Source organism: Cellulomonas sp. P4_B5_2, from assembly GCF_056402235.1.
This window is the reverse complement of sequence record NZ_JBFUHU010000159.1, coordinates 1-16,180: the sequence shown is the minus strand read 5'-3', so window position 1 is coordinate 16,180 and position 16,180 is coordinate 1. Positions and strand designations below refer to the sequence as shown.

Genomic DNA, 16,180 nt, shown 5'->3' with positions numbered 1-16,180 from the left:
ACACGGCCGTGACGGCCGCCGTGGGGCGCGTGCTGGACGCGGTCCGGATGGCGGGGACCGAGACCGTCGCGCTCCCGGCGACCCCGGTCGGGCTGCTCGTCGCCCTCACGGTCTGCCTGACGCCGTCGGCGGACACCGCGACCGCACGCGTCCGGATCCTCGCGGCCCTGCGGCCGGGGCGCCCGGACGCGGTCTTCGACCCGGAGCAGCTGGCGCTCGGCACCGCGCTGCACGTCTCGGCGGTCGTGGCACGGGTCGCGGCGGTGCCCGGCGTCGACGCGGTGCGCGTCACGCAGGCCCGGCGGCTCTCCGACCCACCCGGCACGCTCGAGGGGGTCCTCGTCATGGGTCCGGCCGAGATCCCGGTGTGCGACGACGATCCCGCGGCGCCGGACCGCGGGCGCATCGAGCTGAGCATCGAGGGTGGACGATGAGTGCGCCCGAGCCCCGTCCGCTGGTCCCGCGGCCGGACCCGCCCCCTGGCCTCTCCCGCCTGCGCCGGCGCCTCGCCGACCGCGACGAGCTGCGGGACGCGCTGCTCGCGGCGACCGCCGAGGTGCACACCGGGACGGGGCCCACCCTCGGATCCCGTCTGGACGTGGCCGGCGACCCGGCGGTCGTCCTCGTCGCGGAGCTGTGGGCGCGCGTCGCCGACTCCGTCGCCGCGCACACCGAGCTCACCGCAGGGGAGCGCTACCTCGGCACGGCGCAGGACTGGACGGACCTGCGCCGCACCACCGACCTGCTGGGCTACCGGCCCGCCCAGCGCGTGGCGGCGCGCGGCTGGGTGCGCTGCACGACCGACGCGGGCGCGAGCCCCTCGGTCCCGGCGGGCACGCGCGTCCAGGCACCCGGCACCGCCACCACCGAGGCCCAGACGTTCGAGACGATCGCCGACACCGCGCTGCGCGCCGACTGGGCGCAGCTGGCCGTCACCGCCGTCCCGAGCCCGCAGGCGCCCCCCGGACGTGCGCTCCGGCTCCTCGCCGACCCGGGCTACTCGGCGGGCGACCGCGTGCTCCTCGTCGCCGAGAGGCCCACGACCTACGTCGCGATGCCGACCGTGTGGGGGGCGTGGCTGCACTGGCTCGGGGTCGTCCTCAGCGGCGCGACCGCCACGCGAACCGTCCGCGGGACCGTCCGGATCACCAAGCGCACGGACGACCTCGGGGCGTGCCTGCTCACCACCGACCGGCAGCTCGACACGCTCCTGGCACCCGCTCCGGGCACCACGTACGCCGCCTACCGGGTGCGCGCGACGCTCGCGCTGGCCCACCGCCTCGAGAAGCTCTCGTACGTGACGACGGCAGGTGCCGCTGCCGCCGCAGCGGTGGACTACGGCAGCGAGCCGGCCCCGGTGACCGCCACGCAGCTGCTCGTGGTGGACGCGAGCGCAGTCACGCCCGGCGTGGGCATCGTCGTGTGGAACGCCTCGCGTGCGCACGTGACCACCGTGAGCGGCGTCGACGTCCTCGCGTGGTCGGTGGCTCCGGGGACCAAGCACCAGGTGGGGCGCGTGACGCTGGCCCAGGAGCTGCCGGAGGCACTGCGGAACCCGAGCGTCGAGGTGGCGCTCGTGGACCCGCGCGTCGTCGCGCAGCACCACGAGCTGCCGCCCCTGGCCCCGGGCGTGCGGCGGCTGCGGATCCACCCGCGGCCCGCGGCGGTCCCGGGGCGCCTGGCGGTGCACACCTCTGCCGGCTGGGAGCTGGCGTCGTGCTCGCTCGACGCCGAGGACACGCCCACCGACGAGGGCGGGATGCTCCTCGTGCTGGGGACGCCGTTCACGGGGACCGCGGCGACGGCCGAGGCCACGRCCAACCTGGTCGCCGTGCGCCACGGCACCACGACGCGCGGACCGCTGACCACGACCGGCGGCACCAGCGTGGTCCCGGGCCCGGTGACGGGTGACGTCGCGCCCTCGGGCGAGGTGACGAGCAGCCTGTCCGTCCGCGTGGACGGCGTCGAGCTCAGCGAGGTCGGCAGCCTTTACGGTCGCGGCCCGGGGGAGCAGGTGTTCAGCACCCGGCTGGCCGCGGACGGCCGGCTCGTCCTGCAGTTCGGCGACGGTGTCGCGGGCGCCCTGCCGCGAGGCGACGTGGCAGGCACGTGGCGCGTCGGGGGCGGCCTGGGCGGCGAGCTCGACGCCACCCGGATCGACACCCTGCTGGGCAGCGTCAAGGGCGTCCGCAAGGTCGCCGGGGTCGGCCGGACGACGGGTGCCGCGGACCAGGAGGAGCCGCTGCGCATGCGCCGCGGGGCGGCCGCCCGGGTGCGCGCGCTCGACCGGGTGGTCTCGATGACCGATCTCGCCGACCTGGCACTGACCGTCCCCGGCACCAGCCATGCGGCCGCGTGGCGCGGTGCCGGACCCGCCGGCTGCCCCTGCCGGCGCGTCGGCCTGCACGTGGCGTCCCTGCGACTGACGTCCACGGGCGTGCGCGCACCGCTCGCGGCGGAGCTGGCGTCCATGGCGGGCTACCTCGACGCGCGCCGCGACACGACCGTGGCCCTGTGCGTCTGCGCCGGGGTCGCGAGCGCGGTCCGCGTCACGATCACGGTCGCGGTCGACCCGCGCCGCGAGCGGGAGGCGGTCCGTGCCGCAGTGGCGGCCGTGCTGACGGATCGGGCCGGGCCGCTGGCTCCGCAGCCGCGCGAGCTCGGCGTCCCGCTCGACGCCAGCGACGTGATGGCCGTCGTGCACACCGTCCCCGGGGTGCTCGGCGTGCTGGCGCTCGTCGTCGCGCCGGGGGTGCGCGCCCCCTCCGCGGCCGAGGCGGCGATCGCCCGCACGCCCGCGCAGCGCTACGAGCTGCTCAGCGTCGGCGACGTGAGGGTGGTGGTCGCGTGAGCCCCGACCTGCCGTCCCCGCGGTTCCTGCGGATGCTGCCGCCGGCAGCGCTCCAGCCGTGGCCGCCCCAGGACCCGACGCCGCCGGTGCTCGCGCTGCTCGCCGCCCTCGAGGAGCAGTGGCTGCTCCTGGCGGCAGACGTCGACTCGGTGCTCGACGACGCGTGGCCGGACAGCGCGGCCGAGTGGGCCCTGCCGTACCTCGCGGCCCTGCTCGGCCTGCCGCCCGACGCCGCACGCCGGGAGATCGCGTACGCGACCGCCCTGCGGCGTCGCAAGGGCACACCGGGGTCGGTCGAGGACTTCGCCGAGGTCGTCACCGGCTGGCCCACCCGCGTCGTCGAGGGATGGACGGCGACGGTGTGGACGCAGCAGCTGCGCCATCCCGTGCTGCGCACCGCGTCGCTCGACCTCCGCCGGGGCGAGCACCTGCTGCTGGGCACCGGCCTCGACCCCGCACGCCGGTCGGTGACCCCGGGCGGGCCGTACCACCCCGCCGCGGTCACCGCCCGGGTGCACCCGTGGCAGGTGCTGGGCTACGAGGACGTGCAGGTGGCCCCCCTCGGTGGCGGACGGTTCGCGCTGCACCCGCTGGGCGCCGCCGCACCCCTGTACCTGCGCCCGCGCCCGCTGCAGATCGCCAGCGACGCCGAGGACGAGCGCCCGCCCGGCGTGCCACCGGAGCCACGCGGCCCGCGGCAGGCGGGGGCGCTCCCCGTGCGCGCGACGTGGCGGGTCGTCGACGCCCTCGGTGACGTGAGCTACGGGCCCGTGTGGGCCCTCGGCGTCGACCATCCCCTCACGCGCGACGACGCCGGCGGGCCCGCGCTCCTGCGCCTGACCGTCGACGGCACCCCGCTGCCGTGGTCCCGGATCGGCCTCACGGGGCTGCCCGCCGTCGGCGCCCCCGCGCCCCTGGCCGGGCAGGTGCTCGTGGACCCCGCGCGCGGCGTCGTCGTCCCCGCGGCCGACGTGACGGGCACCCTGCGAGCCACGTTCTACCGCGCGGTCCCTGGACGCCTGGGGCCCGCGGCGAGCACGGCACAGCTGCGCGACGACGTCGGCGTGGTGGTCGTCGTCGACCCCTCGGGCGGGCCGCACCCGCCCGGGCAGACGGTGGTCGCGACGCTCGCCGCGGCGTTCGCCACCGCGACGGCGGCGACGGTCTCCACGAGCGAGCCGGACGCACCGCAGGTGGAGATCCGCCTGCTGACCAGCGACCGGCTCGCGGCCCCGGCAGCCCCCGTCACGGGCGCGCCGGCGCGGCGGCGGTGGCGGGTCGTCGCGCCCGTCGGCGCCACGCCCGTGGTCGTGGGCGACCTCGACCTGCGGCTCACCGGCGTCGAGGTGGAGCTCTCGGGCTTCTTCCTCGACGGTGACCTGCGCGTGGGCCCCACGATGGCGGCGGTCGACCTCGTCGGGCTCACTCTCGACACGACGTCGGGCGGAGCCGTCGTGCTCGACCCGACCGCGTGGACGACACGGCTCACCGCCAGCCGCTGCCTGCTGGGACCCGTCCGCGCGGACCTGTCGGCGTTCCCGATCGAGCTCGTCGACTGCGTGGTCGACGGGTTCGGCGCGGCGAGCATGCCCTGCGGTGGCGCCCCGGGAGGCACCCCCGGTCGGCCTGCGCTGGCGCCCGCCGACCGCTTCCCGCCCGACCTCGTCGCCACGGGCGTGACGTTCGTCGGCCCGGTGGGCGCGGGTCAGGTCTGGGTCACGGACTGCCTCTTCACCGCCGCGCTGCGGTCGACGGTGACGTCGACCGGGTGCGTGCGGCACTGCCACCTCGGCCCGGTCGACGAGCCGCAGTCGCACCCGCCGGGCTACCGCTGCCTGACGGGGCCGCTCCCGCGGATGGGCGGGCTGGGCCTCGACTCGGCCGGGTACTGGGCGCCCGTGCTCGGCAGCCCGGGGTCGGTCCGGGACGGGCCACCGCACGCGCTCCTCACGGGCGCGAGCGACGGCGGCGAGATCGGCGCCTACCACCACGCACGTCGTGGACCGCTCGCCCTGCGTCTGGGCCAGCGGCTGCACGAGACGACCCCGATGACGGTGCACCCGCACCTGAGCCTCGCGCACCCGGAGGACTGACATGACCGGCGACTTCACGAGCGTGCCGCTACGGTCCGCGGACCGGTGGACCTCCGCACGGATGCAGCAGGGCCGCGTCCTGCTGGACACCGACTGGAACCTCAGCCTCGACGGGTCGGCCCGCGACGCACGACGGCTCGCGCGCGACGCCATCGGCTTCGCCGGCGTGCCGCGCGGGAGCAGCGCGTTCCGGGTCGACGTCGTCGGCGGCCGGCTGCGGATCCAGCCCGGGGTGATGTGGGTCGACGGGCTCGCGGCGCGCAACGACGCCGAGCTGCCGTACGCCGGGCAGCCCAACATCCCGGCCCTGCCCGCGACGGGGCTGGCGATCCTGTACCTCGACGCGTTCGTCGAGGAGGTCCAGGCGGCGGAGGACGAGTCGCTGCTCGACCCGGCGCTCGACGGCGTGGACACGACCACCCGGACGCGCGTCGGCTGGCGCGTCCGTGCGGTCCCGACGACGTCACCCGAGTGCGGGTCCGCGCCCCTGCCCGCCCCGCTCAGCACGGGCACGCTCGACGTCACCCGCACGTCCGCGCCGGCCAGCGCGGACCCGTGCGCACCTCCGGACGACCCGCGCAGCAAGCTCCCGGACGGCCTCCTGCGGATCGAGGTGATCGACGGCGGCACGGAGAGCACGGCACGGTTCGCCTGGTCGTTCGCGGACGGTGGCGACGCCGTCGCCGCCACGGTGGCCGGCACGGCGGTGACCCTGGTCCCGTCACCTGCGGTCGCGTTCCGACCGGGTGACCTCGTGGAGGTGTCGACGCTCGACCGGCGCGCCGACCGGCGTGACCACGGAGCCCTCCACGTGGTCTCGGTGGTGACGCCGGGCGCGGGCGGCGATCGCGTCACTCTCGCGACCGCGAGCCCGGTCACCGGCACCCTCCCCGGAACGTGCTTGCGCCGCTGGGACGGCCAGGTGGTCGGCGCGGCCGGCGGGGTGACCGCCACCCTCGGCGGCGCCGACGTCGGCATCGCGTTCACCGCGCACCCCGGCACGTACCTCCCCGGCGACTGGTGGGGCAGCCGGGTCCGTGGCAGCGCCTCCGACGCGGTGGAGACGCGGACGGCAGCCGCCCCCGACGGCGCGGTGCACGCGTGCGCACCCCTCGCGGTCGTCGACCTCGACTCGATGACGGTGCTCGTGGACTGCCGGCGCACCTTCCCTTCCCTCGTCGACCTCCGCTGCGGCACGTGCACGGTCGTGGCCTTTCCCGGCGACGACCTGCAGGCTGCGCTCGACGCGCTGCCCGACGACGGCGGCAAGCTGTGCCTCGCAGCGGGCACGTACCCGCTGCGCGCACCCCTGACCGTGACCGGCAAGCGGCGCATCGTCGTCGAGGGGGTCGGACCGGCGACGGTGCTCGTCGCCCGGCGGCACGAGGCGGTCCTCGTCGCGAGCGACTGCCGCGACGTGGAGGTCTCCCGCCTCCGTGTCGAGTCCGCGCTGCCGCGCGAGTCACCTCCGGGCCAGGAGCACCTGCTGGGCGCGCTGACGTTCCTGGGCGGCGACCGCATCCGGGTCCACGACTGCCAGGTCCACTGTCCCGACGGTCGTGCGCGCGCGCAGTCCGGCATCTACGTCGCGCCCGGCACGGAGGAGGGTCACCTGGGGGATCCCGGCTCGGTGGAGATCCGGGGCAACCGTCTCGAGATCGGCGACCAGCAGGTCGGCGTGCTCATCGCCTCCGCCCAGCGCTCGACGGTCGTCGACAACGACGTGGTGCTCTCGGCGTCCACGCGACCGCCGAACGACTCCGTCCACCGCCTGGTCGCCCGCGAGCTCGGACGGTTCGTCGCGCGCCACCTCGTCATCGACGACGAGGTGGGCCGGCCGGACCCGACGACGGGTGCTGCGGGTGGGGGTTCGGGTCGCGTCATCGCCCTGCCGGACGGGCGCGAGCTGCGCGCGACCGGCGCGGCGGACGTGCGGCGGGTCGCTGCGGAGTGGGCGAAGCGGACGACGACCGGACGGCTCGTGCGCGAACGTTCCGTGCGCGAGGCGCTCACGCGCTTCACGGTCGCGACGCTGACCGAGGGCCACGAGGTGGCTGTCGGCACCGCGGCCGGCCGCTTCCTCGCCGCCGCCGTCAAGGACGTCCGGGCGATCGGCCAGGGCATCGTGGTTGGCGGCTCGCGCGCGGACCTCGTGACGATCGAGCGCAACGCGGTGATCGGGGCGGTGCAGGGCATCCACGTGGGGCTGAAGGCACCGGGCCGGGACCGGCTCGTCGCCGAGCGCGTGGTGGTGAGCGGCAACAACGTCGTCTGCCGGGTGCCGTGGTTCTGGACCCGGCAGCGCCACGCGATCTACGTGGGCAACGTCGACAGCCTCACGATGGTGGACAACCACGCGGCGCTGACCAGGACCGGAGGGTCGACCGACGGGTCGGCGGTCGATGCCGTGCGCGTCTGGGGCGAGCTCGGCGCGTTCCTCCTGGTCCGCGGCCTGGACCTCACCGGTGACTTCCGGACCGGCGTGCTGGTCACGGACGTTGGACCCGGCCGCAACCGCCTGCTGCGGCACGTCAGCGACGTGCTGAACCTCGACGGGTTCCAGGCGTTCGACGTGCCGCCGTCCGTGACGACGGAGCGTTGCGTGCCGTGAGGCCCGGGTCTAGCGTGGAGTCTTCGGGCGCCCTTCGCTCATGTCAGGGTCCGCCGAAGAGCACGAGGTTCAGTGGGAGCCCGAGGGCGTTGATCTCGGTGTCGAGCGCGAACCAGAGGTCGCCCCTCTCCTGCGGCGTCATCACGTTGTTCGGGATCCCGTTGATGGCGTTGCGCAGCAGGTCACGGGCATCCCCGAGCGTCGTGCGCTGCCCCGTGGCGACCCGCTGGTTCCACTGGGGGATCCAGCCCTGGTCGTACGCGCTGTGCACCGGCGGGCGCAGCAGGATCGCGAGCGCGCGTCCCGGGCTGTAGGCGCCGGGCCGTACCGCGTTGATCGCCGCCCCGATGGTCTGGGCGAGGACGTGGGCCGACTCGAAGTCGGCTCCGGTGACACCCGCGGCGGCGCGGACGCGCGGTGACGACGAGTGGGTTCCCGCCATGGTGCGCACACCCGGGATCTGGCTGGCCTCGAGCGCGGCCACGGGCGCCGACCGCAGCGGCGTCGACGGAGCCGTCGCCTGGTTCACGCCCGCGAAGCTGGTCTCGCTCTGCGCCGTGGTGCCCACCTGCTGCGACGCGACGGCGGACGCCGCCTGCGACACGGCGACGGGCGCGACCGGGGTCTGCGCGGTGGTGGCGACGGGGGTCGCGACCGGCGGGGTCGTCGTGGGCGCCGTCGTCGTCGGTGCCGTCGTCGTGGGCGCCGTCGTCGCTGCCGTCGTCGTGGGTGCGGTCGTCGTGGGCGCCGTGGTGGTGGCTGCCGGGACCGGCGCCTGCTGCACCGGCGGCTGGACCGTGCTCGACGAGACGGAGCCTGCCCCGGTGCGCGGGTCGCTCAGGCTGTACGAGCCTCCGGTCTCTGCCATCCGGAACGCCGGCGACGCGTTGGCGAGCCCCATCGCCCCCGCCATCGCGTACGCGCGCCCCGTCTGCATCGCCGACCGCCCGAACTCGAACGCGCGTGCCTMGCCGGGGGTGTAGCCGCGGGCGTCGCGGGGGGCCGCGGCCCGCTCGCTGGCCTGCAGGCGACCCGCGCTGCCCACGGCCAGGGCCACCGCGCTCGACTGGGCGGCCTGCGACCAGTCCCCCGTCTCGAGGTACCGGACGCCGCCCGCCGCGAGCGTGGGCGCGCCGACGCCCAGCGCGTACTGGGCCGCGGGCGAGCCGAGCGTCCGGGCGACGGCACCGGTGCCCCCGCCGAAGGCGCCGAGCCCGAGCCCGGTCAGCCCGCCCTGGAGAGCCATCTCGGAGCGGGTCCGGCCCTCCGGCGGCTCCTGCAGCAGGCCGCTCGCGGTGCCGCCCAGTCCGCCCCCCACGCCTTGGGAGACCGCTCCCCGCCACAGGTTCTGCCCGACCGACAGACCCTCCGCGCCCAGTCCGAGGTTGCGCGCGAGGCCGAAGGAGGCACCGCCGCCGAGCCCGATCGCCGCACCCTGCTTGCCGACGCGGATGCCCTCGTCCAGCCCGGTGCCCAGGGACTGCTCGACGCTGCGCCCCGCCGCGAGCTCACCCCCGGCGCCGCCGACGAAACCCATGCCGAACCCGCCGGCCCCGACGACCCCGCTCGTGCCGACCGCCGTCAGGCCCGTCGCGAGCAGGCCCGTCGCGCCCGTCCCCGCGACCCCCGCGGCCACCACGGGCGCCGCGACGATGGCGAGGATCGACAGGGCGATCGCCGCGGAGAGGTTGCGGGTGATCGTCAGACCCTGCACGACCGTGCCGGCCGCAGCCACGGCACGGTCGATGCCGGCCAGCACGATGCGTTGGGCCTCGTCGGCCTTCTCCACGGCGGTCAGGACGGCGTCGCCCATCGCCTCGAGCGAGCCTCGCTCCTGCGCGGAACGCATCCGGCTCAGCGCGATGTTCGAGTCGGAGAGCGGATCCAGCATGCGGGACTGGACGTCCACCGGGTCCTCGCCGCTCACCAGGCTCACCACGAACCCGACGTAGGGCTGATCCTCGTAGTTGAGCCGCATGTGCTCGCCCATGCGGAACTGGCTGCTCTCGTTGAGCTGGCGCGCCTGCCGCGCGGCCTCCGTGAGCGCGGCGAGCGCCTGCGCCCGCACCCGGTCCGCGGTCTCCTGCGGGAAGACGATGAGCTCCCCGCCCTGCATGACGTACGCCATCCCCGGCTGCTCCTGGTACGGCCGGATCGAGTCGATCATCGCGAGGTTCGTCAGCAGGCCCGTGCGGCCCCCCGCCGACGACGGCGAGAGAGCCTGGGTCAGCCGTGCCTGACGCCGCTCCGCGCTGGCGCCCGCGAGGTCCGCCGCCAGGCCGGGCGCCAGGGTGGCGAGCTCCTGCCGCAGGATCGACCGGTCCGCGCGCGTCAGGTCGGGGCGCTGCAACCACGACKAGATCCGGTCCACCTCGGCGCGGATCTCCGCGGGATCGGTCAGCTGCGTGCTCGTCTGCTCCCGCAGCACGCGGGGCATCTCGGTCTGCGCCGGCAGCTGGTCGGGTGCGGCGCCCGCTCGCCCGCGTCCTCGCCTGCCGCGCGGCCGTGGCCGGTCCGGCGCCTGCATCGCGCCCTGACGCCGGCGCAGCTCGGCGGTGATCGCCTCCTTCGCCTCGCGCATCCGGTCGTCCTCGGGGGAGCTCTCGACCTGGCGACCCAGCCACTCGTCGACCGCGTTGAGCTCGTCGAGCAGCTCGCTGTAGCCGTAGGCGCGGACGTCGGGGGTCGACTGGAGCCAGTCCGTCGCCGCGTGGGCCACGTAGGCCGCACCCGTCCCCAGGAGCGCTCCGGGCGCCGCGGTGCCGGCGTCGAACCCGCGGGCCTGGTGCTCCGCCTGCGTCGGCGTCGCGGCACCCGGTCGCGCCTGCTGGGCGGCATGGACCAGCTCGTGCGTGAGAAGCCGCTGCGGCACCTCCTGCCCCGGCCCGACGGCGACGGCCACGTCGTCACCGAGCGTGAAGGCCGAGGCGCCGGCCGCGCGAGCGGCGACGCGCACGAGCGGACCGGTGTGCAGCCGGACTGCGGAGAGGTCGGCGCCTGTCGCCCGTTCGACGCGTGCGCGGGCCGTCGGGTCGACCGGTCGGCCGGGCCCGGAGACGGCGCGGGCGGCGAACCGGTCGAGCTCGTGCTCCTGCCCGTGCCGGCGGTGGGGTGTCGGGGAGGTCTCACGCTCGTGCGACGGCTGCCGGGCGTCGCGCGCGGTGCTCGGCTCCGGCGTCGCGACTGCGTGCGAGTAGGCCACGGAGAGCTCCGTCCTGTCCCGACCCATCGTCCCGCTGCACAGGTCGCGGCACAACGGTCAGGGGTTCCGCCGACGAGCGGGGGCGGCGAACCGAGGCGGGGTGTCACACGCACGCACCGGTCGGTGTCTCCATGTCGAACCATCGACCAAGGAGCAGCCATGACCCCCCAGAACCGTGTCCCCCCGACCGAGATCACCGGCGCCTACGGTGCGGTCGTGAAGCTCGCCGCCCGCAAGATGCTGGGTCAGGTGCCCGACTCCTTGGGAGTGCTGTGGCACCACCAGCGGGTGCTGAAGGACACCATGGGCGTCGGGCGCAAGGTCGAGGGCTGGCGCGAGCTCGACCGGGACCTCGCGTCGTACGCGGCCATGGCCGCCGCCGCGACGGTCGGCTGCACCTTCTGCCTCGACTTCAACTACTTCCTCGCGCACAACCACGGGCTCGACGAGGCGAAGGTCCGGGAGGTGCCCCGCTGGCGGGAGTCGTCCCTGTTCAGCCCGCGGGAGCGCAGGGTGATGGAGTATGCGGAGGCAGCGAGCCTGACACCGCCCGCCGTCACCGACGAGCTCTCGGACGCCCTGCTGGCCGAGCTCGGTCCCGCGGCGCTCGTCGAGCTCGCCGCGCGAGTGGCGTTCATGAACATGTCGGCGCGGATGAACCTCGCGCTYGGCATCCACTCGGAGGAGTTCGCGGCGGCGTGCGGGCTGCCGCCGCTCGGCGTCCGGTCCTCCGTCCAGGGCGCGCCGTAGGCTCGCGCACGTGGCCAGCGACCCCTTCGTGGTGCACCGGAACCTGCTGTTCACGGTCGCGTACCAGCTGCTGGGCTCGGCCGGAGACGCCGAGGACGTGCTGCAGGAGTCCTGGCTCCGGTGGGCGTCGGTGGATCGCTCGGACGTCCGCGAGCCCCGCGCCTACCTCGTCCAGGTGGTGACGCGGCAGGCCCTGAACCACCTCCGGACGGTGGCCCGCCGCCGCGAGGACTACGTCGGCGAGTGGCTGCCCGAGCCTCTGCTGACGAGCCCCGACGTGGCGGACGATGTCGAGCTCGCGGAGAGCCTGTCCCTCGCGATGCTCACCGTGCTGGAGACGCTGGGACCGTCCGAGCGCGTGGTGTTCGTGCTGCGTGAGGTCTTCGACGTGCCATACGACAAGATCGCCGAGGTCGTCGACAAGACCCCTGCGGCGGTCCGGCAGATCGCGCACCGGGCCAAGGGCCACGTCGCCGCACGACGGCCCCGGGTGCGCGTCGTCCGCTCCGAGCACGAGCACGTCGTGGGGCAGCTGGTCACGGCGCTCAACACCGGCGACCTCCAGGGGCTCATGGACGTCCTCGCGCCCGACGTCGTCGCGGTCGCCGACGGCGGCGGGAAGGTTCGCGGCGCGGCCCGGCGGCCGATCGTCGGGGCCGACCGGCTCGCGCGTTACCTCGTCGGAGGGATGTCGAAGGCGGGTGGCGCGCTGCGCGCCTCGCTGACCTGGGTGAACGGGCAGCCCGCCGTCCGGATGGAGCTGGACGGGCACCTCGTCGGCGTCGCCGGCGTCACGGTCGCCGACGGGCGCGTGACGCACGTCTACTCGGTCGCGAACCCCGACAAGCTCGGCCGGCTCGACGAGGAGACCTCCCTCGGCCGGTGACGGGCGCCGTGCCATCATCGGCACGTGCTCCAGAACCCGGCGTTCACCTCGACCGACCGCTCCGAGCTCCGGCGGCTGGTCGAGGAGTACCCCTGGGCGGCCCTCGTCACCTCGACGGAGTCGGGACTGTCCGCGAGTCACTACCCGGTCCTGTGGGACCAGACCGGCGACGACGAGCTCGCACTGGTCACCCACCTCGGTCGGCCGGACGAGAAGAACCACCGGCTCGACGGCTCGGACGTCCTGGTGATCCTGCAGGGCCCGCACGGGTACGTCTCCACCCGGTGGTACCCGGAGGGCCAGTTCGTCCCCACGTGGAACCACGTCACCGCGCACCTCACGTGCCGGCCCGAGGTGCTGTCGCCGGAGGAGAACTACGCCGTGCTCTGCCGCCTGGTCGAGCACTTCGAGGGGGCCGACGAGGGCGCGCGGCTCCTGCCCGCCTACGACGAGTCCGCCCGCGCGGTGGCGCGGGGAACGGTCGGGCTCCGGCTGCACGTGCGCGGCGTCCGCATGCTGCGCAAGCTGAGCCAGAACAAGGCACCCGAGGTGGTGGCCGCGGTGGCGGACGAGCTGGACCGGCATCCGTTCGACCTGCACGCCGCCCTGGCGGCCGAGATGCGTCGAGCGCTGGACAGCCGCGACTGAGCGCCGTCGCAGGGGTTGATCCCACGCCGGAAGCTGGTGGCTAGGACGCCGTCGCCTCCGCGGGTGCTCGCAGGCCGAGCGCGCCCAGCTCGAGCGACGCCAGCGCACGCACGACCTCGGCATCCCCACGCCGCCACGCGTCCGCCGGGTCGTCGCTCACGCGGGCGAGCGCGCGGACCGGCTGGGTCGCGAGCGCCCGCAGGGCGAAGAGGTCGAGGTCCGCGGCCGAGTCGAGGATGCTCGTGGCCGCCCGTGCACGGCTGACGAACCGGATGCGGGAGACGAGCCAGAGCGTCACGACGAGCAGGACCGGGACCGCGGCGATCGTGAGCCCGAGCAGCAGCGCGAGCTGGTCGGCCCCGTCCTGGACCTCGACACCGGCCCGTGCGATCGAGTCCGCGGCGCCACCCGCCGCGGTGAACGGGGCCTGCGCGTCGTCGCCGATCAGCGGGACGCGCGCGACGGTGTCCCCGGCCGAGGTCAGGCTGTCCGACAGCGACGACCCGGCGGCCTCGAGCGTCCGCCCGGGAGCACCGAGCCGACCGACCACCGCGTGCACCCACAGCCCGGCCCGCACCCAGAGGACCACCCAGCAGACGACGAGCAGGTCGCTGACGATCTGGCGGGCACGGCGCCCCGGGGTCTGCGCGTAGAGGATCACGCGGCCATCTTGGCGCGCTGGCGCGCGGCCCGCCGGGTTGCCACCGCCGTGGAACCGGCGCGACTCAGATCATCGCTCGGCGTTCGACCACCGGGGCGAGGACTGCGCCGTCGGCCAGCCCCTCCCGGTGGACGGCGCGCCGCTGCACCAAGGACTGCGGCACGTCCAGGACCCGCTGGTTGCGGGATCCGCGGAATGCGAGCGTGAGGTCCTTCTGCGTGATCTCGAACCGGCCGTCGACCAGGACGTCGAGCTCGGCCAGCAGCGCAGCCTTGTCGTCCTGGCCCGCGTCGGCTTCGCCGAGCAGCTCCTCGAACGTGTACCCCGTCCAGCACCACACGTCCTTGGCCCGGCCGTGCTCGCGGCGCAGCCGGCGTACCACCCGGAGGCACACGTCGGTGTTCAGGAACGGCTCCCCGCCGAGCAGAGACAGACCCTGCACGGCCTCATGGGCGAGGTCGTCCGCGATCCGGTCGGCGAGCAGCTCGTCGAACACCTGCCCGGACCGGAAGCTCCACGCGGCCTCGTTGAAGCAGCCGACGCACGCGAACGGGCATCCGCTGGTATACAGGCTGCAGCGGACCCCTTCGCCGTCGACCATGACGAACGGCTTGTAGTCGGCAACGCGGTCCTGGCTCAGCAGGTCCGACCGCCACTGCCCTGGCCGCGGAGTTCTGGCCATGGTCAGTGCGCCACCCGGGAATCGTCGTCGTCCATGTGCTTGACCCGCGAGGAGATCTCGACGTGCCGCCCGCGGACCATGGGGCGCTGCTGCGGGTTGCCGAGGTAGCCGCACGTGCGCTTGACCACGTCGCACGTACGAGGGTCCTCGTTGCCGCAGGCCGGGCAGCGGAAGCCGCGCTCCGTCGGGAGGAAGTCTCCGCTGAAGTCGCACTCGAGGCAGTGGTCGATGGGCGTGTTCGTGCCGAGGTACCCGACACGGTCGTAGGCGTAGTCCCAGACAGCCTCGAGCGCCTTCGGGTTCTGCTGCAGCACCGGGTACTCGCAGTAGTGGATGAAGCCGCCCGACGTGTGCTGCGCGTACGCGGCCTCGAAGTCGAGCTTCTCGAACGGGGTCGGCGCCTTGCGCACGTCGTAGTGGAACGAGTTCGTGTAGTAGTCCTTGTCGGTGATGTCCGCGACCGGCCCGAACTTCGCCTTGTCGAGCCGGGCGAACCGGTCGGTCAGGGACTCGCTCGGGGTCGAGTACACGCTGAACTGGTAACCGTGCGTCGCGGTCCACGACTTCGCGTGGGCGCCCAGCGTGCGCAGGATCTCGAGCGTGAACTCCTTCGCCTGGGGGTTCGACTCCCATGCGCCGCCGAAGAAGGCGGCGGCAGCCTCGTACAGCCCGATGTACCCCAGGGACACGGTCGCGCGGCCGCCGCGGAACAGCGCGTCGACGTCCTGGTCGGGCGCGAGGCGCTGACCGAACGCGCCGTGCACGTACAGGATCGGGGCGTTCGCGGGGATGGCCTGCTTGCAGCGTTCGATCCGGTACAGCAGAGCGTCGCGCACGGTCGCCAGACGCTGGTCGAGCAGGGCCCAGAACGCGGCCGTGTCGCCACGGGTCTCGAGCGCGATGCGGGGGATGTTCAGGGTGACGACTCCGAGGTTCATGCGCCCCTCGACGACGTCGGCACCGGTCTCGTCCGACCAGCCCTGCAGGAACGAGCGGCAGCCCATCGGGACCTTGAAGCTGCCGGTGATCTCGACGATCTTGTCGTAGCTGAGGATGTCGGGATACATGCGCTTGGTGGCGCACTCGACCGCCAGCTGCTTGATGTCGTAGTTCGGGTCCGTCGGAGCCAGGTTGACTCCGCGACGCAGCGTGAAGATGAGCTTGGGGAAGATCGCGGTGCGCCGCTCGGCGCCCAGGCCGATGATGCGGATCTGGAGGATGGCCCGCTGGATCTCGCGCTCGAACCAGCCCTCGCCGAGGCCGAACCCGACCGACGTGAACGGCGTCTGGCCGTTCGACGTGAACAGGGTGTTGATCTCGTACTCGAGCGACTGCATCGCGTCGAAGATGTCCTTGCGAGTCTTCTCCAGTGCGTACTCGCGTCGGCGCGCCTCGTCCTCGATCCACCTGTCGGCATCCGTGAGGTGCTTGGCGAAGTTCTGCTCGGCGTACGGAGCGAGCAGCTCGTCGATCCGGTTGACCGAGCAGCCGCCGTACTGGCTGGACGAGACGTTCGCGATGATCTGCGTGATCTGTGCGGTCGCGGTCTGGATGGAGCGGGGCGGGTCGACCTGCGCGTTGCCGATCCGGAAGCCGCCCGAGAGCATCGTCTTGAAGTCGATCAACGTGCAGTTCGTCATCGGCGCGTACGGGTGGTAGTCCAGGTCGTGGTAGTGCAGGTCGCCCTTCTGGTGGGCGTTCGCCACGTGCGGCGGCAGCATCCGCAGCCCGATCGCCTTGCCGACGGCGCCGGCCGTCAGGTCGCGCTGGGTGTTGAAGACGTCGGAGTCCCTTGT

At 74.5% G+C, this 16,180-nt stretch carries 11 protein-coding genes; 7 read left to right on the top strand and 4 right to left on the bottom strand.

The genetic code is table 11. The features are described from left to right. The 4 genes from AC1DUQ_RS12640 to AC1DUQ_RS12625 all read left to right on the top strand — a co-directional run. The coding region (locus AC1DUQ_RS12640) for a hypothetical protein (protein ID WP_477073896.1) at nt 1-434 on the top strand (434 nt) is incomplete at its 5' end. Then, nucleotides 431-2,851: a baseplate J/gp47 family protein gene (locus AC1DUQ_RS12635; RefSeq protein WP_477073895.1), complete on the top strand. Its 2,421-nt coding sequence runs from the start codon at nt 431-433 to the stop codon at nt 2,849-2,851. The genes AC1DUQ_RS12640 and AC1DUQ_RS12635, both read left to right, overlap by 4 nt. Beyond that, nucleotides 2,848-4,944: a phage tail protein gene (locus tag AC1DUQ_RS12630; RefSeq protein WP_477073894.1), complete on the top strand. Its 2,097-nt coding sequence runs from the start codon at nt 2,848-2,850 to the stop codon at nt 4,942-4,944. Before AC1DUQ_RS12635 ends, AC1DUQ_RS12630 begins: the two co-directional genes overlap by 4 nt. Before the next feature lies 1 nt (nt 4,945). Continuing rightward, complete coding sequence (locus tag AC1DUQ_RS12625; protein ID WP_477060841.1) at nt 4,946-7,555, top strand: DUF6519 domain-containing protein; 2,610 nt, start codon at nt 4,946-4,948, stop codon at nt 7,553-7,555. Nucleotides 7,556-7,598: 43 nt separating this feature from the next. Here the strand turns inward: AC1DUQ_RS12625 and AC1DUQ_RS12620 are convergent, their stop codons facing one another. After that, nucleotides 7,599-10,757: an eCIS core domain-containing protein gene (locus AC1DUQ_RS12620; protein WP_477073893.1), complete on the bottom strand. Its 3,159-nt coding sequence runs from the start codon at nt 10,755-10,757 to the stop codon at nt 7,599-7,601. Between the two features lie 159 nt (nt 10,758-10,916). Here AC1DUQ_RS12620 and AC1DUQ_RS12615 point away from each other — a divergent pair, with 159 nt between their 5' ends. The 3 genes from AC1DUQ_RS12615 to AC1DUQ_RS12605 are packed head-to-tail and all read left to right on the top strand — an operon-like array spanning nt 10,917 to nt 13,041. Next, on the top strand, nt 10,917-11,507 hold the full coding sequence (locus tag AC1DUQ_RS12615) for a carboxymuconolactone decarboxylase family protein (protein WP_477060839.1): 591 nt from the start codon (nt 10,917-10,919) through the stop codon (nt 11,505-11,507). Between the two features lie 10 nt (nt 11,508-11,517). After that, a complete protein-coding gene (locus AC1DUQ_RS12610) occupies nt 11,518-12,393 on the top strand; it encodes an RNA polymerase sigma-70 factor (protein WP_477060838.1) in 876 nt (291 codons plus the stop codon). A gap of 24 nt (nt 12,394-12,417) precedes the next feature. Continuing rightward, nucleotides 12,418-13,041 (top strand): FMN-binding negative transcriptional regulator, encoded by a 624-nt coding sequence (locus AC1DUQ_RS12605; RefSeq protein ID WP_477060837.1) that lies wholly within the window; start codon nt 12,418-12,420, stop codon nt 13,039-13,041. 40 nt (nt 13,042-13,081) lie between these two features. On the opposite strand, the gene AC1DUQ_RS12600 is transcribed toward AC1DUQ_RS12605, so the two are convergent. From AC1DUQ_RS12600 to nrdD, 3 genes are all read right to left on the bottom strand, one after another. Further along, nucleotides 13,082-13,702 (bottom strand): hypothetical protein, encoded by a 621-nt coding sequence (locus AC1DUQ_RS12600; RefSeq protein WP_477060836.1) that lies wholly within the window; start codon nt 13,700-13,702, stop codon nt 13,082-13,084. A 64-nt stretch (nt 13,703-13,766) separates the two neighbouring features. Beyond that, nucleotides 13,767-14,384, bottom strand: coding sequence for an anaerobic ribonucleoside-triphosphate reductase activating protein (nrdG, locus tag AC1DUQ_RS12595; RefSeq protein ID WP_477060835.1), 618 nt, complete (start codon nt 14,382-14,384; stop codon nt 13,767-13,769). 2 nt (nt 14,385-14,386) lie between these two features. Continuing rightward, nucleotides 14,387-16,180 (bottom strand): anaerobic ribonucleoside-triphosphate reductase (gene nrdD / locus AC1DUQ_RS12590; RefSeq protein ID WP_477073892.1); only part of this gene is annotated, 1,794 nt, incomplete at its 5' end.